The sequence below is a fragment of the Erwinia rhapontici genome (assembly GCF_012271765.1).
Classification (GTDB): domain Bacteria; phylum Pseudomonadota; class Gammaproteobacteria; order Enterobacterales; family Enterobacteriaceae; genus Erwinia; species Erwinia rhapontici.
The window spans coordinates 650,689-675,344 of sequence record NZ_VRKO01000010.1 but is presented as its reverse complement, the minus strand read 5'-3'; the positions used below and the strand labels follow the sequence as shown (position 1 = coordinate 675,344).

Below are 24,656 nucleotides of genomic sequence, written 5' to 3'. Positions count from 1 at the left end.
GGGGATCGGTGGAGCCTGGCCCCGACATAAATCCTCGTAGGGGTCGGGCATGCCCGCCCCTTCTGCTCTGATGATTACTGGTAATTCACCATCACTTCATTACTCAGCACATGCAGCACCGGAAACACCCGCCCTTTACCTTCAACCTGATAAATAAAGCGTAATGTCTCTCCGGCGGCCACATTGGTCAGGCCCTGAGTACTGCCGCTGCCCCCTTCCACAGGCACGCAACGACTTTCTGAACACAGACGAACCTGCAGCCCGGCGGGTGCGGGAGCCGTCAGCGTATAGCGCCATATTACCGTACTCATGACGCCGGTCACCGGTTCTGGTGGCGTGAGCGGGCGTGATGACGCCTGCACACCACGATTAGAGAGTGACGGACCTGTGGCGCTGGCATGCCAGCCGCCCTCAGCCGCCATCGACAGGCCGGGCAACGTCAGCAGCAACCACAGCATCACTTTCATCAATGGCCACCAATCGTTGACGTCATACGAATATTGCGGTTGTCCGTCAGTTCCATATTGGAAATCACCATCAGCTGCGGCAGCGAACGACGCAGGAAGCGCGCCAGCAGTGCACGCAGCGGATGGTTCACCAGCAGCACCGGCGGTGCACCCAACCCTTCCTGATGCTGCAATGCCGTCTGCGCCTGCGCCAGCAGACGGTCAGCCAGACCCGGCTCCAGACCGCCACCGCCCTGCAAGGCCTGCAACAGCAGACGTTCCAGCGTGGTATCCAGCCCGATAACCTGCACTTCGCCATTGCCCGGGAACCATTGCTGCGTAATGGCACGGCCTAACGCCACACGGACCACTGAGGTCAGCTCCTGCGGATCGGTCTGCACCGCCGCATGCTCCGCCAGCGTCTCAATAATCGTCCGCATATCGCGGATAGAGACACGTTCAGCCAGCAGGTTCTGCAACACTTTATGCAGGGTGGTCAAGGTAATCACGCCAGGGATCAGATCTTCAGTGAGCTTCGGCATCTCCTGGGTCACGCGATCCAGCAACTGCTGCGCTTCCTGGCGACCGAACAACTCACTGGCGTACTGACCAATCAGATGGTTAAGGTGGGTGGCCACCACGGTACTGGCTTCCACCACGGTGAAGCCCTGAATCTGCGCCTGCTCTTTCAGCGCACTGTCAATCCAGATCGCTTCCAGCCCGAAGGCCGGGTCAACGGTCACTTCACCCGGCAGCGAACCCGCTGCCGTCCCCGGGTTGATCGCCATCCAGCGGCCCGGATAAGCATCACCACTGCCGATCTCTACCCCTTTCATCAGAATACGGTAGCGTGCCGGGGTCAGATCCATGTTGTCACGAATATGAACCACCGGTGGCAGGAAGCCCATTTCCTGGGCGAATTTCTTACGGATACTGCGGATGCGGCCGAGCAACTCGCCATCCTGTGCACTGTCCACCATTGGGATCAGGCGATAGCCCACTTCCATCCCCAGCGAATCTTCCAGCTGCACATCACCCCAGGTGGCTTCGACGCTGGCCGCACTTTCCGGCTGTTTGGTCATGGACATCTGCGGGGCCGCAGCGCTTTTCGGCTTCATCTCTTTACCGCGTATCCACCAGGCCAGGCCTAGCAGCGCAGCAGTAAACAGCAGGAACACCAGATTGGGCATGCCCGGTACCAGGCCCAGCAGGCCGAGAACACCGGCACTCAGCATCATCACGCGCGGGTTATTAAACAGCTGGCTGACCATCTGCTCGCCGACGTCCTGATCGGTGCCGACGCGGGTGACGATAACACCCGCCGCGGTGGAGATCACCAACGCGGGGATCTGAGCAACCAGACCGTCACCGATGGTCAGCAGCGTATAGGTTTCGGCTGCATGACCGGCATCCATACCGTGCTGGAGAATCCCCACCAGCAGGCCGCCGATCACGTTGATAATCATGATCATGATACCGGCGACGGCATCACCACGAACAAACTTACTGGCACCGTCCATTGACCCGTAGAAGTCGGCTTCCTGGGTCACATCAGAACGGCGTTTTTTCGCTTCCTCTTCACCAATCAGCCCGGCATTCAGGTCGGCATCGATCGCCATCTGTTTACCCGGCATCCCGTCGAGGACAAAGCGCGCCCCCACTTCCGCAATACGCCCGGCACCCTTGGTGATAACCATAAAGTTGATAATCACGAGGATGACAAACACCACGATACCGATGGCGAAGTTACCACCAACGAGGAAGTGGCCAAAGGCTTCAACAACCTGACCCGCAGCAGCCGCACCGGTATGGCCGTCCATCAAAATAACACGCGTCGAGGCCACGTTCAGAGCCAGACGTAGTAATGTGGAGAACAGCAGAATGGTCGGGAAGGCGGCGAAATCCAGCGTGCGCTGGGTAAACATCGCCACCAACAGCACCATAATCGACAGGGCAATGTTAAAGGTAAACAACAGATCGAGGATAAACGGTGGTAACGGCAGCACCATCATCGACAGGATCAGCAAGATCAGTATCGGTCCGGCAAGGACTTTCCACTGTGTATCTTTCATGTTGCCCGGTAAGCGCAGTTTAGCGGCCAGATTAGCCATCAGATTTTTGTTCTCCAGCAAAGTCCAGCGCGTCCGGCACTGGCAATTTAACAGGTCTCTTCGGGATCAGCCCCCCTTCCACTTTCCAGCGGCGGAGTTGCCAGACCCAGGCCAGCACTTCAGCAACCGCTGCGTACAATGTCCCGGGAATATGCTGACCAATTTCACTGTGGCGATAGAGCGCACGTGCCAGCGGTGGCGCTTCTAAAATCGGGATACGGTGCTCTTTCCCCATTTCACGAATACGCAGGGCAATCTCCCCTGCGCCTTTTGCCAGCACTTTCGGTGCACTCATTTTTTTCTCGTCGTACTGCAACGCGACCGCATAGTGGGTCGGGTTGGTCACAATCACGTCAGCCTTCGGAACATCAGACATCATGCGGCGGCGTGCGGCGGCGCGCATTTGCTGGCGGATGCGCCCTTTAACATGCGGGTCACCCTCCTGCTGCTTATGTTCGTCGGTAATATCCTGACGCGACATGCGTAAATTTTTAAAATAGCTGAAGAGCTGGAAGAAGACGTCAAAGCCCACCATCGGCGACAACCCCAATACAATGAGGATGCTGCACATGGCAATCATATTCAGCGAGCCCGCCAGGGCTGTCACGGGTGATTCGCTGATCAAATGCAGCATCTCAGCCCAGTGGTTATGGATATATATCCAGGCGACCACGCCAACCAGCACCGCTTTCAGCACGGCTTTCAACAGTTCAGCGGCTGACTGGGCAGAAATCATCTTTCCCAACCCTTTAATCGGGTTCATTTTGCCGACGTCAAACTTGATGGCTTTCCCGCTGATGACCAGGCCACCCAGCAACATCGGTGCCGCAATCGCCATCACCACCAGACCAAACATCATCGGCAGAATAGCCATCACCGCCTGCATCAGCAGATCGCTGATCTGACGCAGCATCTGACTGGTATCACTGACCACGGAATGATTGAAGACCAGCCCATCCGCGACCAGTGCACCCAGCTTGCGTCCCATCCATTCACCACCCGCCCATAAAATACTCAGGCCAGTCACCAGCATCAAAATAGACGTCAGTTCGCGCGAACGCGGGATTTGCCCTTCTTCTCGTGCTTTTTCAAGTCGATGGGCCGTGGGGGACTCTGTTTTTTCCTCATCGCTATCCTGAGACACGGTAGCAAACCTTCAATACGGAATGACTGAGGGTAGAATGCCAAATTCGCGCAGGGGTAATGCCACGAGTAAACGTGTAAATAGGGGGTTATTTACGGAATGGAGAAAAGACAGTGCCCGCACAGGATGGCGGGACACCGTTTTAAAGCAGGGGCAGAAAGGCTCTGCCCCTGTTATCAGAAGCCGAGGCTGTCCAACAGATCGTCAACCTGATCCTGGCTTGCCACCACATTGGGGGCCGCCGCATTAATCTGCGGGCCGTTCAACAGGCTGTCAGCATCTTTCTTCACACGCATGCTCTGGTCTGGAATGTTTTCCATGAGGACCGACAACAGCTGTCGCTCAATTTCCTGGATCACATCCATCATACGTTTAATCACCTGCCCGGTCAGGTCCTGGAAATCCTGAGCCATCATGATTTCCATCAGCTGAGCATTGGTGAAGCCAGTATGTTCCGGTACCGCGTCGAGATAACCACGCGTATCCGAAACCAGAGAGCGGGCATCTGACAGTTCGATAGGATTCTCGAACCATTCGTCCCAGCGAACTTTCAACGCCTTCGCCCCATTCTCCATCACTGTCTGACGAGGCTGTGCAGCCTCGACGCAGTTTAAGGCACGTTCTGCCGCCTGGCCGGTCATTTGAATCACATAATCAAGGCGATCGCGGGCATCTGGGATCGCCTCTGCCGCTTCTGCGATGGCCTGATCAAGACCTAACTCACGCAGACTGTCGCGCAGCATGCGCGTCAGTGAACCAATTTTAGAGATAATGTCCTGCGCTGAAGCTGCATCAACATTTGGTTTCGGAATAGCGTTCATCTCAGCTCCTTACATACCCAGTTTTTCGAAGATCTTACCTAACTTCTCTTCCAGGGTAGCCGCTGTGAATGGTTTAACCACATAGCCGCTGGCACCCGCCTGCGCAGCCGCAATAATGTTCTCTTTCTTGGCTTCTGCCGTCACCATCAGTACGGGTAACTTACTCAGCGCACCGTCTGCACGGATGGTTTGCAACAGTTGCAAACCATCCATATTCGGCATGTTCCAGTCAGACACCACGAAGTCGAAACCGCCTGCACGCAGCTTGTTCAGCGCGTCCACACCATCCTCTGCTTCTTCAACGTTGTTGAAACCCAACTCTTTCAGCAGGTTACGGACGATACGACGCATTGTGTTGAAGTCGTCGACCACCAGAAACCGCATATTTTTATCTACCATACTTACTCCCGTAATGTGTAGCCCGCGAGGACCGCGTTAGATACGCAACGCCTGTCCGGCGCTAATTTTTGCCAGCATGTGCTGGCTGATTTGGTGAAGATCCACCACCTCACTGGCTCCCCCGAGGGCAATAGCCTCTCGTGGCATGCCAAATACGACACAGCTCGCTTCGTTCTGGGCAATGGTCCAGGCACCGGCTTTATTCATCGCCAGCAGTCCGGCAGCACCATCGTTACCCATGCCGGTCAGGATAACGCCGACGGCGTTACGACCGGCAAACTGCGCCACTGAGTTAAACAACACATCGACCGACGGTTTGTGACGATTAACCGGCGGTCCATCATTCAGTTTGACCTGATAGTTCGCGCCGCTGCGCGTCAGTTCCATATGCATCGCTCCCGGTGCGATGTAAGCATGTCCGGGCAGGATGCGCTCACCGTCTTCCGCTTCTTTCACCGTAATCTGGCACAGCTTGTTCAGACGTTCGGCAAACGATTTGGTGAATCCCGGTGGCATATGCTGCGTAATCAACAGCGCCGGGCTGGTCGCCGGCAACGGTTGCAGCACATGTCGAATCGCTTCGGTTCCGCCGGTAGAGGCACCAATGGCAATCAGTTTTTCACTGCTCAGCAACGGTCCGGCTTTCAGCATCACCGGGGCCGGCTGTGGCCCACGCGTATGCAGACGAGCACGGGAAGCGGCGCGTACCTTGTCAGCAATCATCTGACTGTAGGCCAGCATCCCTTCGCGAATACCCAACGAGGGTTTAGTCACAAAGTCGACAGCCCCCAGTTCCAGCGCCCGTAGCGTAATTTCAGAGCCTTTCCCGGTCAGTGAGGAAACCATCACCACCGGCATCGGGCGCAGACGCATCAGCTTTTCCAGAAAATCGAGGCCATCCATGCGCGGCATCTCGACATCCAGCGTCAACACATCCGGGTTAAACTGTTTAATTAAATCCCGCGCGACCAATGGGTCCGGCGCCGAGGCCACCATCTCCATATCGGAATGACTGTTGATAATTTCGGTCATCAACTGGCGCATTAACGCTGAATCATCAACGCATAAAACTCTGATTTTACTCATTATCTTTCCTTAGTCAGTCCATAGACCGTCTGGCCACGCAGATAAAATTCTTTGCTAATCTGGCTGAAGTTTTCTGAGTGACCGGCAAACAGTAAGCCGCCAGGTTTCAGTAACGGAACAAAGCGTCGTAAAATCTTCTCCTGCGTTTCTTTATCGAAGTAGATCATCACGTTACGGCAAAAAATCACATCAAACTGTCCCGGTAACGCCCAGTCGTTGGCCAGCAGATTAAGCTGGGCAAAGGTGACCATATTGGCCAGCTCCGGGCGCGCACGCACCATGCCCTCATGAGGACCGGTGCCACGCAGGAAATAGCGTTGCAGCTGCTGAGGCGAAAGCGTACGCAGCTCTTCCTGGCGGTACACACCCGCCAGCGCTTTTTCCAGCACCTGCGTATCAATGTCGCTGGCGTGGATCTGGAATTTACCCGGACCGGTACCCAGCGTTTCGGCCAGCGTCATGGCGATTGAGTAAGGCTCTTCCCCTGTCGAGGCGGCCGCACACCATACGCTGTAATTGCCAGTACGGCGTTTCGCATGCTCTGCCAGGATCGGAAAGTGATGCGCCTCGCGGAAAAAGGCGGTCAGGTTAGTGGTCAGGGCATTCACAAACGCCTGCCATTCAGCGCTGTTAGGATCATTTTCCAGCAACGCCATATAACGACCAAAATCATCGATATTCAGCGTGCGCAGCCTGCGGACCAGGCGGTTATAAACCATTTCCCGCTTATGATCGGCGAGCACTATGCCAGCTCGCTGATAAATCAGCTGACTGATACGCTTAAAATGCGTATCGGATAACGGCAAGCGCTGTACCATCTGCGACAGCAGCGTTGCGTTTTCCGGTGGAGCTAACAACGTCGATTTCTTCATGTAGCCATCCTGCAAAGCGCGGATAAAGATATTAATAGGGTGTCTCGTTCCCGCCAGCCTGAAGGCCTGAGGATCGCTCTTTACTCTGTACGCTCATCCAGCGCGAAACGGCTGACTGCCGCCGTCAGATATTCTGCCTGTGATTCCAGTGCGCCTGTTGCCGCTGCGCCCTCTTCGACCAGCGCGGCGTTCTGCTGGGTCACCTGGTCCATCTGGCTGACAGCCAGTGCAACCTGTTCAATACCGCGTCGCTGCTCATCGCTGGCGGCGGCGATTTCGCCCATAATCCCGTTGACCCGGTTCACCGACTGGACAATCTCATCCATCGTTTCCCCGGCGGAGGCCACCTGCTTCGCCCCCTGATCGACCCGGCTTACCGACTCTTCAATCAAGGACTTAATCTCTTTTGCAGCCTGTGCACTGCGTTGAGCCAGGTTACGCACTTCCCCCGCTACCACGGCAAAACCACGTCCCTGTTCCCCGGCTCGGGCGGCTTCTACCGCGGCGTTCAGGGCCAGGATGTTGGTCTGGAAAGCGATGCCATCAATCACGCTGGTGATATCAGCGATTTTCTTCGAACTGCCCGCAATCGCGTTCATCGTCGTGACTACATTGCCCGTCAGCGAACCGCCTTTATGGGCGGTGCCTGAGGCTTCACGGGCAAGATCTGACGCCTGACGCGCGTTATCGGCGTTAGCCGAGACCGTCGCCGTCAGCTGTTCCATACTGGCCGCCGTCTGCGCCAGCGATGCCGCCTGCTGTTCAGTGCGGGCTGACAGGTCATCGTTTCCGGCCGCAATTTCTTGAATGCCGGTCTGCATGGCACGACTACCATCGCGTACATCACGCACGGTGGACGCCAGCGCCTGCTGCATATGCTGGAGGCTGGTAAAGAGCTGGCCCAGCTCATTGCTACCGCCGGTCTCCACTTTTCCGTTCAGATCGCCTGAAGCGATACGTTCAAAATGGCTACGCATGCGGGCCAGGGGGGCAATCAGCCCCTGCTTCGCCCACCACAGTCCGGCCAGCGTCACCAGCAGTGACAGCGCGACCGCGACCACGAAAATCACCTTCGACTGTGAGTAGAAGCCTTTACTGGCGTCCCCTGCATGGTCACGCAACGCATCAATATGTTTCATCCAGAGGCTGTACTGCACCTGGAATTTATCCTGTTTACCCTGAGTGGGTGAATCGAGAAACGCCTGCAATTGATTGTTTTGCAGGTAAGCGATCAACTGCGCCAGCTCGCTGTAATAAACGTCATAGGTGGCAACAATCTCTTTTTCTAACGCCTGCCCTTCCGGTGTCACGGCGGGGATGGCTTTGAATGTTTTAAACGCTTTGTCGGCCAGATCGAGGTCGCTTTGCGCTTTGGTCATCAGGCTGACGACCTGTTCGCGGGGCAGATTAAGTGCTGCACGCGTTCCTGCACGGCTTAATGTCACCCGGGCACTGAGCAGTGCCGCCCAGCTTTCACCCAGCGCATCACGCTGGTCACCGCTAATCTCGACCTGATGAATGTTGTTTGCATCCAGACGAAACGAGTTGAAGGACAACCCACTGGCAATAATCTGCATCAGGCAAAAAAGTCCGAGCAGAGCGATAATCGTGCCAGAAATACGTAAACGACTTAACATTGCACACTCCCCGGGAAGGTCACCTGATACAGGCAACAAAAAATCTTTTTATCGGGCCGCCCGTTTAACGGGCTGGCCCTTTATCACATCACTTCATGTAAACGGCTTAAAAGGTTTCCCAGTTATCGTCTGAGTTGCCCGGCGGCAGCGCTTTACGCGCGGCTGGCGGCGGTGTCAGCAGAGGAGAAACCTTGCCCCTGTTGTTATTAACGGCCGCGATGACATTTTCTTTACGGATTCGGAACACAGCAACGGCCTGAGTCAGACGACTTGCCTGATCTTCGAGCGATGCAGCGGCAGAAGCAGACTGTTCTACCAGTGCAGCGTTCTGCTGGGTGACACGGTCCATTTCGTTCACGGCGGTGCCCACCTGGTCAATACCACGGCTCTGCTCGTCGCTCGCGGAGGCGATCTCCCCCATGATATCGGTCACGCGGGTCACCGCGCTGACGATGTCATTCATGGTTTCCCCGGCGCTTTCTACCAGCACAGAGCCGGTATCCACACGGGCGACAGAGTCCTCAATCAACCCTTTAATTTCTTTCGCTGCCTGCGCACTGCGCTGGGCCAGGTTACGCACTTCACCCGCTACCACGGCAAAACCACGCCCCTGTTCACCGGCGCGTGCGGCTTCCACTGCGGCGTTCAGTGCCAGGATATTGGTCTGGAAGGCAATACCGTCAATCACGCTGATAATGTCGGCAATCTTCTTCGAACTGCCGGCGATGTCGTTCATGGTTTTCACCACACCATCCACCACCTTGCCGCCCTTCTGCGCGGTTTCTGACGCGCTGAGCGCCAGTTGCGATGCCTGACGGGCATTCTCGGCGTTCTGTTTCACCGTTGACGTTAACTGCTCCATACTGGCCGCGGTTTCCTGCAACGCGGAGGCCTGCTCTTCGGTACGCGAGGAGAGATCATTATTCCCCGCCGCGATTTCGCTGGCCCCGGTGTAGATAGCATCTGAGCCATCACGCACAACGCTCACGGTCTTGATCAGTTCCTGTTGCATATGCTGGAGGCTGATCGCCAGTTGTGCCATTTCATTACGCCCTTCCACATCGATTTGCTGCGTCAGATCGCCGCTGGCAATATGACGAATATGGTCGATGCTGGATTTCAGCGGACGTAACAGGATCTGATGAATACCTGTCCAGACGGTCGCGATGATCACCACAGAGATGAGCAAAATTGCCAGCAACACCCAGATAGCGCGCTGATAGGCACTCTCATTCTGTGCCGAACCCGCTGCGAGCATTGAGTCGGTATGGGCTAACCAGACGTCATAGGCTTTTTCGAAACCGTTCTGGAAACCGGTGGTGGGCTGGTCAACGAAACCTTTAAAGTCTCCGCTGGTCAGCATCTGGATCAGCTCGACTAACGCGCCGTGCAGGATCTTGTAGTTCTCGTTCACACCTTGCACATGCGGCAGGTTGAGCACATCCGGTGGCAGCTCTTTGTTATATTCACTGAACTGCTGTTCTGCGGTTGCCAGCTGCGTTTTTGCCAGCGCGACGAGGTCAGTGACGGTGGAACCGCTGCCCTGCCCTTTATCGTCCAGCAAATAGCGCGTTGCTGCGCGATTGAGTGTATTACGTGTTTGTACCAGAGCTATCCATGCAGAGGTGAGATTGGCCTGTTCCCGGCGAATCTGTTGTGTCAGGCTGAAGTTTTCTTTATCCCCTTTCAGAGACTGGAAAAATAAGCCACCAGAAATCAACTGCAATGAACCAAAAATGACCAGGACCAACACCAGGCTGGTCACGACTTTCATACGCTTAAACATACCTTTCCCCAATTGGATAGCTACTGCTGAGAGATTTATCGGCAATTACACGGGGATCTTTATCAGCGAATGCAGATAAACGGGGAAAGAAGCGGGCGGGTCATGACCCGCCCCTACAAAATGTACGGGTCGGGCATGCCCGACCCGTATTAACAACGGTCATCAATCGGGTATGCCCGACCTGCTGTTCAGGTTGATCAGATTATCAGAAGGTTTCCCAGTGACTGTCGCCGGAAGAAGGCGCGGTCAGCTTAGGCTGTTTTGCTGTAGCGGTCAGCGCTGGCCGTTTCAGCACCACGGAGGGTGCACTGCTCTGACGGCTGATGCGGAACACCGCCACCGCCTGCGTCAGACGGCTTGCCTGATCCTCCAGTGACGCAGCCGCCGATGCAGACTGCTCCACCAGCGCCGCGTTCTGCTGGGTAACGCGGTCCATTTCGTTCACGGCGGTGCCGACCTGGTCAATGCCCCGGCTCTGCTCGTCGCTCGCGGAGGCGATTTCACCCATGATATCGGTCACGCGGGTCACCGCGCTGACGATGTCATTCATGGTTTCCCCGGCGCTTTCTACTAGCACAGAGCCGGTATCCACACGGGACACCGAATCCTCAATCAGCCCTTTAATTTCTTTCGCTGCCTGCGCACTGCGCTGCGCCAGGTTACGCACTTCCCCGGCCACCACGGCAAAACCACGCCCCTGTTCACCAGCACGCGCCGCTTCCACTGCCGCATTCAGTGCCAGAATATTGGTCTGGAAGGCAATACCGTCAATCACGCTGATAATGTCGGCAATCTTCTTCGAACTGCCGGCGATGTCATTCATGGTTTTAACCACGCCATCCACCACTTTGCCACCCTTCTGCGCGGTTTCTGACGCGCTGAGTGCCAGCTGAGAGGCCTGACGGGCGTTTTCGGCGTTCTGTTTCACCGTTGACGTTAACTGCTCCATACTGGCCGCGGTTTCCTGCAATGCCGAAGCCTGCTGCTCAGTACGGGATGAGAGGTCGTTGTTACCGGCAGCGATTTCGCTGGCCCCGGTGTAGATGGCATCCGATCCGTCGCGCACCACGCTGACGGTTTTGACCAGCTCGTCCTGCATATGTTGCAGGCTGGAAGCCAGCTGCGCCATTTCGTTACGCCCTTCCACCGCGATCGGACGTGTCAAATCACCACTGGCGATACGACGAATATGGTCAATGCTGGTCTGTAGCGGACGCAACAAAATATGGCGGATACCGGTCCAGACGCTGAAAATGATCAGCAGGGAGAGGATCAGCACACTGCCGAGGACCCACACCGCCTGACCGTATGCGCGCAGATTTTCATCTGCCCCGGCTGCCGCCTGTGCATCATTTTTCGTCAGCCACGTGTTATAGGCATGAGCGAATCCGTCCTGATAACCCTGGGTTGGCTGGTCGAAGAATTCGTTAATTTTTCCGGCATTCATCAACTGGATGAGTTCGCTCAGTGCGTCATGCAAAATCTGATAATTCTGCTGAATGGCCTGCACGTTCTCGGCGGTTTTCCCTTCTTCTGACAGGCGGGAGTTCCAAAGCGCATAGTTCTGTTCAGCAAGGGTTAACTGCCCCTGCGCATCGGCCAGCAGCTGTTTAACGCCATCGCTGATGCCTTCACGGTTAGCATCCAGCGTGTAACGGATACCCGAACGATTGAGGGTGTTACGCGCCTGAATCAGCGCGATCCAGGACTGGTTGAGGGCAGACTGTTGCAGACGAAGCTGTTGGGAGACGGCGAAGTTATCCTTATCGCCTTTGAGAGCCTGGAAGAACAAACCGCCAGTGATTAACTGCAATGAACCAAAAAACACCAGAACCAGAATCAGGCTGGTGACGACCTTCATACGCTTAAACATAATGTTCCTTATTAGCCAGTTGACGCTGCTGTTATCGGCAGGGGCATTCAGATCTTTATGTTGCAAAGACATCAGAAAACCAGTCAGTCATATGGCTGTCGAGTTAATCATCACGATGAAACGTTTTATTATCGTTGCGGAGATAAACTATTAACATGTTTGGCGATTTGCATGACGGGTTGATCGAAAAAAAGCCTCCCTACAGAGGCTAATCATGCTGAGAGTGGAAGGTATGGTTGTGGCGGGTAGTGGCCGACTCTTTATTTCGGTCGGCCAGAGGTTTTGTTGAATAAATAAACTGAATGCCATTTCCAGTAAGCATTGCTCCCGGTAAGGAGTTGCCTCGCCACCGCCTGATTTCTGTTGGCATACTCCACCGGTCAATAACCGGCGCATTCTCACGGCAGGATCAGTGCCCTGATTTTCCTGTGCGTCTGACGGATAAGTCCCGGGAAGAGGGTTTGGGGTCGTCGTACCAATCCTGAATGGCCTGCTCATCCAGCCACAATTCAGTGAACCCCGATTGACAAGAACCTTACTGAAGATAGCCCGGTTGGTGATGTTGAACTTTTTTGCTACGCGATATCGTTACAGGGCCAGGTACATAGTGATCGGATCCTGATTGCATCTAAGGGCTCGATTTATTCATCAAAGCCTCGGCATCGTTTCCGTTTCACGGAGGCTTAGCCTGCCAAATTTCTATTTATCCATGGAACATCTCTGCAGGTTTAGAGCGGTATTGTTATAACGCAAATCTGATCAATACCAATTTTTTTACAATAACATATTGATTTTAATCACATTACTACATTGAATGGTTATATTTATGATTTTTTTAACTTAATTCCACACACATACACCGTAATGATAAATATTTTTAGAATTTTATGCTTTTTATTTGATTTGAGTAAGATTTTAACGATCAAATTATTTTGTTTAATAGGTTAAAACATAGGTATACCCAATCATAACTTGTTTATTAATTGGTTAAATTGATCATAAAATAGGACCAGTCTGATGCAGGAAGTCGATGGTATGGTCCGTGAAGCTATGTGAGATTGTAAAAAAAGGATGAGGAGTGGCTTGACAGCAGCTCCCATCGTCGAAATGTCGGGAAAGGTACTGGCCGTAAAAATTGGCACAGAAGGGGTCTCACCAGGGAAGCTTCTATCTTCTGATATCACCAAACTTAAAAAAACAGAAAAAAAGGTTGCTTGAAGAACAGATTAATCAAGAGAAAACAAAAAATCTTTCTTTATACAGAACACTATTCTTTGCTCCATTGATATCGATTTCGATATGGCATCTATGCTTATCCATGACGACGATATTGTTGAATTGGCACGGCTGAAACCTTTTTTAAGATTGATATTATCAGAAAGATTTCCGAATATTTCTGATGGAATAAAAATCCGTTGTTAAAATCTTTGTCGGAAAGTTATACGTTGTGGCTGGGAGATCTTGGTTCAGGTGAGGCTAACCTCAAGGCGTTACAAGATAACCTTTTTGAGAGCGTGAAAATTGATAATAATCTTCAGCGTATATGTAAAAACACTGAAATGTGGTTAAGCGTTCTTAAGAACGTTATGCACTTCTGTGATTTCATTATCCTTGAGGAAATGATTTTTATTTATAAAAAAATAGCTTAACTAAAAAATAAACACATTGAAAATAGATTACTCAAAAGCGATTCCACTTACGGAGGTAGATTCAATCAAGCATTACATTACGACGAATATGGGCACTGCAACCCGTTAAAGAAAACACAATTAAAAATATTCTAGATATAAATTTTTAGAATACTCCTTGGTATTTTCTTTTTATTTTTTATCATTAATGGACCCGGAATTTGGCGCCAGGAAGCTAATGGCGGTAGCGTGGCAGAAGGCAAGAAGAGTTTCAATGTTAGATTTAAATAAATATTTTTATAATCGCAACATTTGATAACACAGGTAAGACATGAAGATAAACAGGGTAATAATACTTCTATTCGCTGGCATGCTCAGCGGTAATGCAACAGCGGAAAATGAAATAAATCAAAAGCCCCTGCCCGCCACGACTCCGCATACAGGTGTTGCTGCAGGCGATACTGCGACAAGTTATGCGACGGGCAACAGTCTGGCTACAGATGACTTATCGGCAACAGCATTAGCTGGGGTAGCCCTAGACACATCATTACCAGACGGAGGGAAAACCTCGACAGCATCGCCGGATACAACAAGTACTCACGAAAAAAAATAGTTATTTTACAACCATGGGGGACACCAACTGGTGTCAAATAACGATGAGGATAATATCCGATGATTACTATTTTAAGTTTGGATTAAAAGATGTTTTGAAAATTCACGGAGATGATCTCAATGATATAACCATTGCAACAAGTTATGATATGCAAACCATCCGGTTATATAAAGGAATTAGTATTAATTCTAATGAGCGACTCTTTTTTGGAGACTGTCTCAACACCTTTGTTCTGAGCTGTCAGCTTCGCAATGGTTTAACTCCGCTGCGATATAGCATCTATAAGTTAATCGCCGAAAGGAAATCGGTTTTTTTAACACCACGAGAGATTAGTGTTTTAGGTGGGTTATTAAAAGGTGAGTCGCTAACCGGATTATCACGAACCTCCGGACTAAGTCCTAAAACAATCAGCGCCCAAAAAAACTCGGCATTGAAGAAACTTGAAGTAAAAAACCTACAGGTATTACATAAAGACATATCGTCATTCAGAGAACTTTTTTATAGAGAGCAAAATAAATCATGGAATGATTCGTGAGAGATGAATAACAATTCACTCAACACATCTCTTTGTTATTTTCAAAGGGCTTTATTTTCTACAATTTAACAGGGTTATAATCCTCACTATGATGATGAAGCCAACATTAAAAACATCCGTCGTCATTACACTCTCTTTTTTACTTTCAGCTTGCGTTTTAGCACCAGGTCAGTCACTGACGACTGGGAATAAAAACGTCATAGAAGAATCGGACTCAAATACAGATATCGATAAATTTGTCACCGTTTATCCTTTGACGCCAAAACTGGTCGAAATACTTCAGCCGAAGTCGATTATCTCCAGCCAGAATACATTGCTGGAAGAAGAAATTAAAAAGTACCAATACCATGTTGGTATTGGCGATGTTCTGATGGTGACAGTGTGGGACCATCCTGAGTTAACCACACCTGCCGGACAGTACCGCAGCGCCAGCGATACAGGTAACTGGGTGAACACTGACGGCAGTATCTTCTACCCTTATATTGGCAAAGTGCAAGTAGCAGGCCGCACGATAGAAGAAGTCCGTACGGAAATTACCGCTCGTTTGAAGACCTATATCGAAAGCCCACAGGTTGATGTCAGTATCGCGGCCTTTCGTTCGCAAAAAGCTTATGTCACTGGTGAAGTGATGCGTTCGGGGCAGCAGGCAATTAGCAATATTCCGCTGACAATAATGGACGCTATTAACGCCGCAGGTGGCTTAGCGCCTGATGCAGACTGGCGCAATGTGGTGCTGACACATAAAGGGAAGGACAGCCTGATCTCATTGCAGGCACTGATGCAGCAGGGTGACTTAAGACAAAACAGATTGCTAACACCCGGCGATATTTTGTTTGTTCCACGCAACGATGCTCTAAAAGTCTTCGTCATGGGTGAGGTAAATAAACAGTCTACTCTGAAGATGGACCGTAGCGGTATGACCCTTGCTGAAGCTCTTGGTAATGCTGAAGGACTCAGCCAGGAAATGGCCGATGCATCAGGCATTTTTGTTATTCGCGCATTGCGTGGTGGTGAAGGCAACAGCAAGCTGGCCAACATCTATCAGCTGAATGCAAAAGATGCCGCCGCAATGGTCATGAGCACCGTCTTCCAGTTACAACCCTATGACATCGTCTATGTTACCACCGCCCCAGTGGTGCGCTGGAACCGTGTTATCTCGCAGCTCGTTCCCACCATCGGCGGAGTGCACGACATTATTGAAGCCACGAATTACATTCGGTAATGGTGATACGGGAAAGTGAACCGGCCTTTGAGGATGTGTTCAATTCTATCAACATGACTCGCTCTCCATGGGGCAAAAAACGTAGTGGTAACCTTTCAGGGAAAAACGATGACGAAATTAATAGCCAATAAACAGAAATCTGCCGGACCAGATGATGAAGGAGCGGGCCGTTATATTGCTGAGATTATGGATAATAGAAAACTGATCATCATCATCACAACCAGCTTTCTAATTATTGCCATACTGTATTCCTTTCTTGCAACGCCAGTTTATCAGGCCGATGCATTGATCCAGGTTGAACAGAAACAGGGTAATGCGGTACTGGATAGTCTCAATCAAATCCTGCCTGATTCACAGCCTATTTCAGCCCCAGAAATCGCACTATTGCAGTCAAGAATGGTGGTAGGGAAAACAGTCGATGACTTAAATCTGCAAATCAGCGTACAGAAAATAAACTTCCCCATTATTGGTAAAGGTCTTGCGAGGCTGCTAGGCAATGATGCTGGTTCCATATCAGTGACAAGACTGAATATCCCTACCACAAGGGATGAGAAACCCGGAAAGATAACGTTAAAAATCATCGATGATAAACGTTTTAGCATCGATTATGGCAACACCAGTGCGCTGGGTGAAGTGGGTAAGTTATTACAGAAAGATCGGTTAACGCTATTGGTTAGCGAGAGCCATGCCAAACCGGGTGAAGAATTCGAGATACTACAATACACCCGGCTAGCTGCGATTGACCGACTGTTACAAAACCTGGTGGTCGCAGATCAGGGTAAAGATACCGGTATGCTGGAGCTTAAACAGACTGGCGAAGACAAAAAACAGATAACCGCGATCCTGGATAACATCAGCTATCACTACGTTACACAGAATATTGACCGTCAGGCGGCACAAGACGCCAAGAGTTTGGAGTTTTTAAACCAGCAACTGCCAAAGGTCAGAAGCGAACTCGATAGCTCGGAAAATAAATTAAATACCTATCGTAGACAAAAAGACTCGGTAGATCTGTCACTTGAAGCCAAGTCAGTTCTTGAGCAAGTGGTGAACGTCGACAACCAGCTCAACGAGTTGACGTTCCGGGAAGCTGAAGTCTCGCAACTGTTTACGAAGGAACATCCCACCTATAAAGCTTTATTAGCCAAAAGAGGAACGCTACAGCAGGAGCGGGAGAAATTAAACAAGCAGGTCTCCTCGATGCCGTCAACCCAGCAGGAAGTTCTTCGGCTCAGCCGGGACGTTGAAGCCGGGCGCGCAGTGTATATGCAGTTGCTCAATCGCCAACAGGAACTTAGCATCGCAAAATCAAGTGCGATTGGTAATGTGCGCATCGTCGATAACGCAGTCACCGTGCCAAAAGCAGTACGACCACAAAAAGTGATCCTGATTCTTGCAAGCATCATTGCTGGTTTGATTTTTTCCGCCAGCCTGATCCTCATCAGGGTATTTTTCCATCGTGGCATCGATTCAACCGAGCAGCTGGAACAGGCAGGACTCAGTGTTTACGCCAGTATCCCCAAATCAGACTGGATGGTCCGGCACACCCGCAGTAAAACGTCTAAAGCGCATTTACTCGCAGTCGAAAATCCAGCAGATTTAGCCATAGAGGCAATACGCAATTTACGTACCAGCCTGCACTTCAACATGCTGAATGCGAAAAAAAATGTGCTGATGATTTCAGGCGCGACGTCTGAAGCAGGAAAAACCTTCATTAGCACGAATCTGGCCGCCATTATCTCGATAGCAGGGAAAAAGATTCTGTTTATCGATGCGGATATGCGCAGAGGCAGGGCACATGAAATATTCCATATCAGCAATGATGTAGGGCTGGCGGACGTGCTCACCCATAAAGTGGGGGTGGCAGATGCGATTAAAAAAGTGCAGCAGGGAAAATATAATTTTGACTTTATGTCACGAGGAAAAGCGCCTGATAACCCGGCTGAATTGCTGATGGGTGAAAATTTACTCTCGCTGCTGGACTGGGCGAAAGCCAGATATGACCTGGTGATTATCGATACACCTCCGGTTTTGGCAGTGTCGGATGCGGTGCTGATTGGCAAGTATGCTGGAACGTTGTTGCTGGTAGCACGTTATCAGACCAATACGGTGAGGGAAATTGAGACAAGCATCAATCGCTTCACCCAATGTGATATACACGTTCAGGCGTGCATTTTGAATATGGTAGAAAACAGCTTCAGAAGTTATTACACCTACGGTTACCGTCATAATACATACGCCTACGATGACAAAAAAATTAAATAATCCCTAAATCCTAAAAATGACCTGCCTCACATCATGTAATCGATGCCAAGCAGGATATTAGAAATAACAGACATTATACCCCTGAACGGTAACAATTAAAGAGATAAACCATGTTGCCATACTTAATTGTAGCCCTGCTTAGTGTTTTCTTTGTTTACATCCAGGAGGAGTCACTTAAATCAAGAGGAGTGATCCTGCCACTCTTTCTTTTGGCGTTAATGGCATCCATACGGGATTACACCATCGGGACTGACTCATATGTCTACACGCGATACTTCAGGTTTCCATTTAGCCATTACCCGTTAACATTTGACCCTGATATTGAGCGGGGTTATCAGTTACTGGTTATGATTACCCGTGATATTTATAGTGAATATTTTTTCTATTTTATTATTATGGCACTGGTCTGCATAATTCCTGTGCTTTTGACGTTAAAGATGCGTTCGGTTAACTATTCGTTATCCCTCTATATTTACGTGACGTTTGGCCTGTACTTTGCTCTTTATAATCAGGTGCGCCAAACCATCGCTATGGGGATCTGTTTCCTGTCAATGCGGTTTCTGGTAGAAAAACGTTTTCTGACTTATGCATTATTAATTTTATTTGCCAGCCAGTTTCATATCAGTGCAGTTCTGATGCTGGCATTTTACTTCCTTTGTCACTGGACAGTTCGCATCGAATATAAAGTCATCTCAACTTTCCTGACAGGATTGATTGCCACTCCCTTGATTATTGCGCATATGGCAGCGAATAACGTTCGATATGAACATTACACTGAGGGATCGGCAAATGGAAAAAATGGACTGATGACGGTTACACTCTATGTACTGATTGCCATGGCGGTCTATGTGCTAGGAAAAAAAATCAGAAAAGAGAATCGTGAATACAGTTGTATCGAGTGTATCTATCTTTGTGGCATAGCAGCACTACTTCCGGTGACAATGCTAGGGACCGACCCAGCAGGACCGCAGCGAGTTGCTCAGTATTTTGTTTATTACCTGATGTTAATCATCCCATTAATACTTGATAAGATTAACAATAAAATGGTCACGATTATGTTTTGTTTTTTTGCATTCACTTATTTTATATTGATGATTTACAGTAACTTGGGTGGAATTTATCCATTCAAAATTAATGATGTTTTTAATGTATTTTAATTTTTAACACAAAGAGTGAGATCTAATTAAAGAAATAATAGAAATATAAAATAAATTAAACGAAGGAATAAGACATGAGAGTATTGCACGCAGCTGAGACGATTAAAGGCGGTGTCGCTACTGTACTTGATAGTTTGGTACAGCATCAACTAGAGAGCCGTGAGATCTCGGAAATTAAAATTATCGCCCCTGAGCAGCAGAGCGCAGAGTTAGAAAAAAATCTGTTGCCGAATATCGTTACGTTCAGCAGAAAGAACAGAGGGATAGTGGCTCTTTATGCTTTTGCTCGCTGTTTTCATTATCAGGTTCACACCTTCAGACCTGATATAATTCATTTACACAGCACTTTTGCTGGTTTCATTGGTCGATTGATATTAATAATCTTTTTTTGGCGTCAAAAACCGCAGGTCATCTACTGTCCTCATGGTTTTTCATTCCTTGTGAAAACCTCATTCATTAAGCTCACTCTTTTCACGGCCTGTGAACGTCTGCTATCACGATTTACACAAAGTATCATTTGTGTAGGTGAGTATGAGTATCTTAAATCACTCGAAAAGGGATTCTCCGAAGAAAAACTCTGTCTGATCAGTAATGGTGTTGATCTTCCTGAGAAAAAAAACACAAATACACACAATAAATTAAATGAATACACCCTGCTTTATGTTGGCCGATTTGACCGCCAGAAAGGCACGGATACGTTACTTGATGCTCTTAGAACCTTAGACGATAAAACGTTAGAATTTTCAATAAAAGTGATTATGATTGGTTCTGCCATTAACAAGACCCATTCGGCAGAAAAAATACATCTGAAAAATATTAATATAGAATATACTGGTTGGCTAAAAAAAGAAGATATCGGTAAGTATTATCGCAAAGCAAACTGTTTAATCATTCCTTCACGCTGGGAGGGTTTTGCCATGGTTCCTCTGGAAGCAATAAGCTATAACCTGCCAGTTATCACCAGCGACATCACTGCATTTAAGGAACTAAACAAAGTCAGCAAATTATTTTTCAACTGCGGTAACAGTTCATCTCTTGCCAGCCTTCTTTCCGGTATTAATACCTACGACCTCGACAGTATAAAGGAAAAGTTGATGACAAAGGTGACCGAGTCCTACACCAGAGAAAAGATGAATGACATGACGATGAAACTATATTCTCATTCTTTACAAGGTAAATAATAAATGAATGACACGCCGTTAGTTTCTATCTATATTCCCACTTTTAACCGACTTCAGTTACTCACACGTGCACTGGATTCTGTTCGTAATCAGAGTTACAAAAATATTGAAGTTATTGTTGTTGACGATCACTCTTCCGATGGCACACAGGATTACCTGGCTGAAGTCGCGTTAATTGACCAGCGTGTAAAATACATTTTGAAAGAAGTTAATTCTGGTGCTTGTGCCAGTCGAAATCTGGCTATTGATAAAGCCATGGGTGTATATATCACTGGGCTTGACGACGACGATTATTTTTTAGATGGTAGGATATCTTATTTTATTGAAAATAGGCAACTATTGGAAAAATATAGTTTTCTGTACACTAACTATCTGACATTAAACAAGAAGGGTAAATATAATAAAACCAGACACCTTAATATGTTATTACCACGAGAAATCACATCCAAAGATATTTTATTTAAAAACATCATTGGTAACCAATGTTTTACCTATACAAAGAGAATGAAAGATGCAGGGAAGTTCACTGCCGATATGCCAGCATGGCAAGATATAGATCTTTTTTATAGGCTATTAACAAGAACCAGTCATAACCATGCAAAGCTATTGAGCAAATCACTTTATGTACAAGATACTTCTCACGACCTAAACCGCATCACATTAGGCAACAAAAATAAGATTCTCAATGCTTATAATTTATTTTGCCAAAAAAATAACATAACTGGAAAACACAAAAAAATACTTGAGGCACAGCTTGTTAGCTATGGATTAAAAGTTAATTGCTCTATATTTTTCACCCGTCTCAAGTCACACACAAGGCTATACTTTTATATTGTCGATATCTTTCTTTTTATAAAAAACAATAATAACAAACTCTAAGAACCACTACCGATAATAATTATGGAGTTCATATGGTTAACTTTAGAGCTTTCGCGTTGTTTTTACTTATAGCCACAAGTTCTGGAAATGCAACCGCCGCTTTCCTGACCGGTGTGTGCTTCCATCCAGACCGGATGAAGATATCTGCCAGTGAAACACTCCAGAAATTGCATAAATATCAATTTTCCTCCTACAGAACAGATTTACGATGGCGAGAGATTGAAAAAAAAGAAGGTGTTTATAAACTGCCCTACGAGAATTTGAAATTTATTATTGATGGTTCACTCAAAGTGGGTATTATACCTATCGTTATCCTGGGCAGTGCAAACCCGCTGTATGGCGATAGCAAACCCGTCACTGATGAGCAGGTACATGCTTTTACTCGTTATGTCGAGTGGGTGGTCAATCAATACCCCCATGAGAATATTATTTATGAAATATACAATGAATGGTGGCACGATGATTTTAAAAGTCACCCAGAAAGTAACGATGCCCTATCAGCAAAAAAATACGCACGGCTAATAAAAGAAGTCTCAGCCGTCATCAGAAAAAACAACCCTAGAGCTACCATTATTGCGGGAAGCCTCAACCCATTAGCGCTACGGCAGGTAAAGTGGCTGGATTCCATGATTAAGGATGGTATTCTGACGGCTATTGACGGAATATCAATACATCCTTATTCAACGAATTTTCCGATTATGGATTTTTCAGCCATTGATCTATTCTCTCAACATTTGACAGCAATGAATGACGGTAAGCAGGTCAATATATTTATTACTGAAATGGGATATTCAAATTCTTTGCGTGGCAAGCTATCACCCAGCCAACAGGAAAACTACACACAGCAATACTTCAAAATGGCGAGCGAAAGAGATTATATCAAAGGGCTTTGGTGGTATTCACTGACGGATGAGAAAAGTACCGATACCTATGAGTCAAATTTTGGCTTATTGGATAATAACGGGATTGAAAAAGACATCATCCATGGCTATCTCTCATGGTTGAACAGTAAAAAATAACCTCAAGGGTTTATTTATGCGCAAAACAATATTGACTGTAATCCTATACGACAAAACATTCAAAGAGTCGCTTACACTCAACTGCCTCATGAATAAAACGTATGTTGATATCGACCTGTTAATTATTAACAATGGACCTAAACCTCTTGAATTTGATAAAAGATTTATTCATACGCTTGGCTTTTTCGTTAACAGCATTAAAAACAAAGAGTTCCTTGATAACAGGCCATTGAGTTGGATATATAACGGTGTAATCAATGAGTATCATGACTATGACCGTTTTATTTTTTTAGATGATGACAGTATTTTAACGAAAGAGTACATCAAAAAACTTGATCAATACGATCCCAGTGGCATTGACCTACAAATACCGAACATCAGGGAGCGAACTAACGGTATGATTTACTACCCGCTGATCAATAAAAAGGTAAAAAAATTCAGAGATGGTGACAACATACCCCCTCAGAGCAGCGTACTGTCGATTGGATCTGGACTGGTGATTCATCGTTCACTCGTTGATAAATTTTCAGAAATGAATATGGAAGTTTTTGATAGCCGGTTCGCACTTTATGGCGTCGATTATAGTTTTTTTAACCGTATTGAATTATTAAAAAAGCACAATTTTGATGTCACTATTCAGGTCGTCGGAACGCTTGACCATTCGCTATCAAGAGTCGACGAGCCCTACAATCAATGGCGGACCACTGAGCGACTTTACGATAGCGTGTTATCAGTAAAATATTATTCTGGCAGCAAAGTCATCATTTTAATGCGAATGATTAAACTATTCTGCAAGCAGCTAATTAAATTAAGACCATCCTATCTCGTCTTAATCATAAAGACATTCATCAAGGGTAAGCATCCACGCTGCTAAGTGCTCATCCTGTTTTACATTTATTTTCACAGCATCTAAGGTTTATTATGAAAATCATCGTTACGGGTGGCGCAGGATTTATTGGTTCTGCAGTAGTCAGATATATTATTGAGCATACTCAAGACGAGGTGGTGGTGGTTGATAGCCTGACCTATGCCGGGAATATGGCCTCGCTGTCGCCGGTCATTGATAGTAAAAGGTTTACCTTTGAACTCGCTGATATCTGTGATGACAACCTCGTCGCTGAGATTTTTAACCGCTACCAGCCCGATGCCGTGATGCATCTTGCGGCGGAAAGCCATGTTGATCGTTCAATAGATGGGCCAGGCACATTTATCCAGACCAATATTGTTGGCACCTATACATTGCTGGAAAGTGCAAGGGCTTACTGGTCTGGCCTGAGCCCATCGCGCAGCAATGCTTTTCGTTTCCACCATATTTCAACTGATGAGGTTTACGGCGATCTCGATGGCACCGATGCGCTGTTCACTGAAACCACCTCTTATGCTCCCAGCAGCCCGTACTCTGCATCAAAAGCGGCCAGTGACCATTTAGTACGCGCCTGGCTGCGTACCTACGGTATGCCGACCATCGTGACAAACTGTTCCAACAACTATGGCGCCTACCATTGCCCGGAAAAGCTGATCCCTTTAGTTATTTCCAACGCCCTGTGCGGCAAACCTCTACCGGTCTATGGTGATGGCAAACAAGTTCGCGACTGGTTATATGTTGACGATCATGCAAGAGCACTATACCGGGTAGTTACCGCTGGCGTACCCGGGGAAACCTACAATATTGGTGGCTATAACGAGAGAAAAAATATCGACGTCATCATTACGATTTGTCACTTACTGGATGAATTAGCACCGATAAACCATGAAACTTTTAGCAGCTATGCCGAGTTAATCACCTTCGTGAAAGATCGCCAGGGACATGACCTGCGTTATGCCATTGATGCGAAAAAAATCGGCCAGGAACTTGGCTGGTATCCACAAGAAACGTTTGAAACTGGACTGCGAAAAACCGTTTCCTGGTTCTTAGATAATGAGAGCTGGTGGCGAAATACGCAGCATAAATAATTTCTCCATTACTTCACATTAAATATCAG

At 48.3% G+C, this 24,656-nt stretch carries 19 protein-coding genes and 1 pseudogene; 9 read left to right on the top strand and 11 right to left on the bottom strand.

Annotated elements, in window-relative coordinates; genetic code table 11:
• Positions 1-74 precede the first annotated feature (74 nt).
• From flhE to FVB43_RS24855, 11 genes and pseudogenes are all read right to left on the bottom strand, one after another.
• Positions 75-467, bottom strand: a complete 393-nt coding sequence (gene flhE, locus FVB43_RS08320; RefSeq protein ID WP_159336488.1) for a flagellar protein FlhE — start codon at positions 465-467, stop codon at positions 75-77.
• A complete protein-coding gene (gene flhA, locus FVB43_RS08315; RefSeq protein WP_133841767.1) occupies positions 467-2,557 on the bottom strand; it encodes a flagellar biosynthesis protein FlhA in 2,091 nt (696 codons plus the stop codon). The genes flhE and flhA overlap by 1 nt, the downstream gene beginning before the upstream one ends.
• Positions 2,550-3,701, bottom strand: coding sequence for a flagellar biosynthesis protein FlhB (gene flhB, locus FVB43_RS08310; protein ID WP_133841766.1), 1,152 nt, complete (start codon positions 3,699-3,701; stop codon positions 2,550-2,552). Before flhB ends, flhA begins: the two co-directional genes overlap by 8 nt.
• 176 nt (positions 3,702-3,877) lie before the next feature.
• Positions 3,878-4,522 (bottom strand): protein phosphatase CheZ, encoded by a 645-nt coding sequence (gene cheZ / locus FVB43_RS08305; protein WP_133841765.1) that lies wholly within the window; start codon positions 4,520-4,522, stop codon positions 3,878-3,880.
• 9 nt (positions 4,523-4,531) lie between these two features.
• Positions 4,532-4,921 (bottom strand): chemotaxis response regulator CheY, encoded by a 390-nt coding sequence (cheY, locus tag FVB43_RS08300; RefSeq protein ID WP_133841764.1) that lies wholly within the window; start codon positions 4,919-4,921, stop codon positions 4,532-4,534.
• A 36-nt stretch (positions 4,922-4,957) separates the two neighbouring features.
• Entirely contained in the window at positions 4,958-6,007 is a 1,050-nt protein-coding gene (locus FVB43_RS08295) for a protein-glutamate methylesterase/protein-glutamine glutaminase (protein ID WP_062746328.1), read from the bottom strand.
• Positions 6,007-6,879 (bottom strand): protein-glutamate O-methyltransferase CheR, encoded by an 873-nt coding sequence (cheR, locus tag FVB43_RS08290; RefSeq protein ID WP_133841763.1) that lies wholly within the window; start codon positions 6,877-6,879, stop codon positions 6,007-6,009. Before cheR ends, FVB43_RS08295 begins: the two co-directional genes overlap by 1 nt.
• Before the next feature lie 80 nt (positions 6,880-6,959).
• The gene (locus tag FVB43_RS08285) at positions 6,960-8,516 is read right to left on the bottom strand and encodes a methyl-accepting chemotaxis protein (protein ID WP_159336487.1); all 1,557 of its coding nucleotides are present in this window, start codon (positions 8,514-8,516) and stop codon (positions 6,960-6,962) included.
• A gap of 106 nt (positions 8,517-8,622) precedes the next feature.
• Complete coding sequence (locus FVB43_RS08280) at positions 8,623-10,302, bottom strand: methyl-accepting chemotaxis protein (RefSeq protein WP_133841761.1); 1,680 nt, start codon at positions 10,300-10,302, stop codon at positions 8,623-8,625.
• A gap of 205 nt (positions 10,303-10,507) precedes the next feature.
• Positions 10,508-12,175, bottom strand: coding sequence for a methyl-accepting chemotaxis protein (locus tag FVB43_RS08275; RefSeq protein WP_133842138.1), 1,668 nt, complete (start codon positions 12,173-12,175; stop codon positions 10,508-10,510).
• A gap of 293 nt (positions 12,176-12,468) precedes the next feature.
• Positions 12,469-12,630, bottom strand: a pseudogene (locus tag FVB43_RS24855) (IS5/IS1182 family transposase); the annotation flags it as partial.
• A gap of 1,829 nt (positions 12,631-14,459) precedes the next feature.
• On the opposite strand from FVB43_RS24855, the gene FVB43_RS08270 reads away from it, so the two are divergent.
• The 9 genes from FVB43_RS08270 (at position 14,460) to rfbB (ending at position 24,627) form a co-directional block, all read left to right on the top strand.
• Positions 14,460-14,951: a LuxR C-terminal-related transcriptional regulator gene (locus FVB43_RS08270; protein ID WP_159336484.1), complete on the top strand. Its 492-nt coding sequence runs from the start codon at positions 14,460-14,462 to the stop codon at positions 14,949-14,951.
• Positions 14,952-15,042: 91 nt separating this feature from the next.
• A complete protein-coding gene (locus tag FVB43_RS08265) occupies positions 15,043-16,173 on the top strand; it encodes a polysaccharide export protein (protein ID WP_159336712.1) in 1,131 nt (376 codons plus the stop codon).
• A gap of 108 nt (positions 16,174-16,281) precedes the next feature.
• Positions 16,282-18,438 carry a polysaccharide biosynthesis tyrosine autokinase gene (locus tag FVB43_RS08260; RefSeq protein WP_167863764.1) on the top strand — a complete coding sequence of 719 codons (2,157 nt, stop codon included), beginning with the start codon at positions 16,282-16,284 and terminating at the stop codon, positions 18,436-18,438.
• Between the two features lie 110 nt (positions 18,439-18,548).
• A complete protein-coding gene (locus FVB43_RS08255) occupies positions 18,549-19,595 on the top strand; it encodes an EpsG family protein (RefSeq protein ID WP_159336482.1) in 1,047 nt (348 codons plus the stop codon).
• A 74-nt stretch (positions 19,596-19,669) separates the two neighbouring features.
• Positions 19,670-20,776 (top strand): glycosyltransferase, encoded by a 1,107-nt coding sequence (locus FVB43_RS08250; RefSeq protein WP_167863763.1) that lies wholly within the window; start codon positions 19,670-19,672, stop codon positions 20,774-20,776.
• A gap of 3 nt (positions 20,777-20,779) precedes the next feature.
• Positions 20,780-21,655 carry a glycosyltransferase gene (locus FVB43_RS08245; protein ID WP_159336480.1) on the top strand — a complete coding sequence of 292 codons (876 nt, stop codon included), beginning with the start codon at positions 20,780-20,782 and terminating at the stop codon, positions 21,653-21,655.
• 32 nt (positions 21,656-21,687) lie between these two features.
• Complete coding sequence (locus FVB43_RS08240; protein ID WP_159336479.1) at positions 21,688-22,674, top strand: cellulase family glycosylhydrolase; 987 nt, start codon at positions 21,688-21,690, stop codon at positions 22,672-22,674.
• A 16-nt stretch (positions 22,675-22,690) separates the two neighbouring features.
• Entirely contained in the window at positions 22,691-23,548 is an 858-nt protein-coding gene (locus tag FVB43_RS08235) for a hypothetical protein (RefSeq protein ID WP_192933164.1), read from the top strand.
• 44 nt (positions 23,549-23,592) lie between these two features.
• Positions 23,593-24,627 carry a dTDP-glucose 4,6-dehydratase gene (gene rfbB / locus FVB43_RS08230; RefSeq protein ID WP_159336711.1) on the top strand — a complete coding sequence of 345 codons (1,035 nt, stop codon included), beginning with the start codon at positions 23,593-23,595 and terminating at the stop codon, positions 24,625-24,627.
• The last annotated feature ends 29 nt before the right edge of the window (positions 24,628-24,656 follow it).

Coding starts and splice junctions, on each gene's coding strand:
- flhE (WP_159336488.1), bottom strand. CDS start 467: ATGAAAGTGATGCTGTGGTTGCTGCTGACGTTGCCCGGCCTGTCGATG.
- flhA (WP_133841767.1), bottom strand. CDS start 2,557: ATGGCTAATCTGGCCGCTAAACTGCGCTTACCGGGCAACATGAAAGAT.
- cheZ (WP_133841765.1), bottom strand. CDS start 4,522: ATGAACGCTATTCCGAAACCAAATGTTGATGCAGCTTCAGCGCAGGAC.
- cheY (WP_133841764.1), bottom strand. CDS start 4,921: ATGGTAGATAAAAATATGCGGTTTCTGGTGGTCGACGACTTCAACACA.
- FVB43_RS08295 (WP_062746328.1), bottom strand. CDS start 6,007: ATGAGTAAAATCAGAGTTTTATGCGTTGATGATTCAGCGTTAATGCGC.
- cheR (WP_133841763.1), bottom strand. CDS start 6,879: ATGAAGAAATCGACGTTGTTAGCTCCACCGGAAAACGCAACGCTGCTG.
- FVB43_RS08285 (WP_159336487.1), bottom strand. CDS start 8,516: ATGTTAAGTCGTTTACGTATTTCTGGCACGATTATCGCTCTGCTCGGA.
- FVB43_RS08280 (WP_133841761.1), bottom strand. CDS start 10,302: ATGTTTAAGCGTATGAAAGTCGTGACCAGCCTGGTGTTGGTCCTGGTC.
- FVB43_RS08275 (WP_133842138.1), bottom strand. CDS start 12,175: ATGTTTAAGCGTATGAAGGTCGTCACCAGCCTGATTCTGGTTCTGGTG.
- FVB43_RS08270 (WP_159336484.1), top strand. CDS start 14,460: ATGAGGATAATATCCGATGATTACTATTTTAAGTTTGGATTAAAAGAT.
- FVB43_RS08265 (WP_159336712.1), top strand. CDS start 15,043: ATGATGAAGCCAACATTAAAAACATCCGTCGTCATTACACTCTCTTTT.
- FVB43_RS08260 (WP_167863764.1), top strand. CDS start 16,282: ATGACGAAATTAATAGCCAATAAACAGAAATCTGCCGGACCAGATGAT.
- FVB43_RS08255 (WP_159336482.1), top strand. CDS start 18,549: ATGTTGCCATACTTAATTGTAGCCCTGCTTAGTGTTTTCTTTGTTTAC.
- FVB43_RS08250 (WP_167863763.1), top strand. CDS start 19,670: ATGAGAGTATTGCACGCAGCTGAGACGATTAAAGGCGGTGTCGCTACT.
- FVB43_RS08245 (WP_159336480.1), top strand. CDS start 20,780: ATGAATGACACGCCGTTAGTTTCTATCTATATTCCCACTTTTAACCGA.
- FVB43_RS08240 (WP_159336479.1), top strand. CDS start 21,688: ATGGTTAACTTTAGAGCTTTCGCGTTGTTTTTACTTATAGCCACAAGT.
- FVB43_RS08235 (WP_192933164.1), top strand. CDS start 22,691: ATGCGCAAAACAATATTGACTGTAATCCTATACGACAAAACATTCAAA.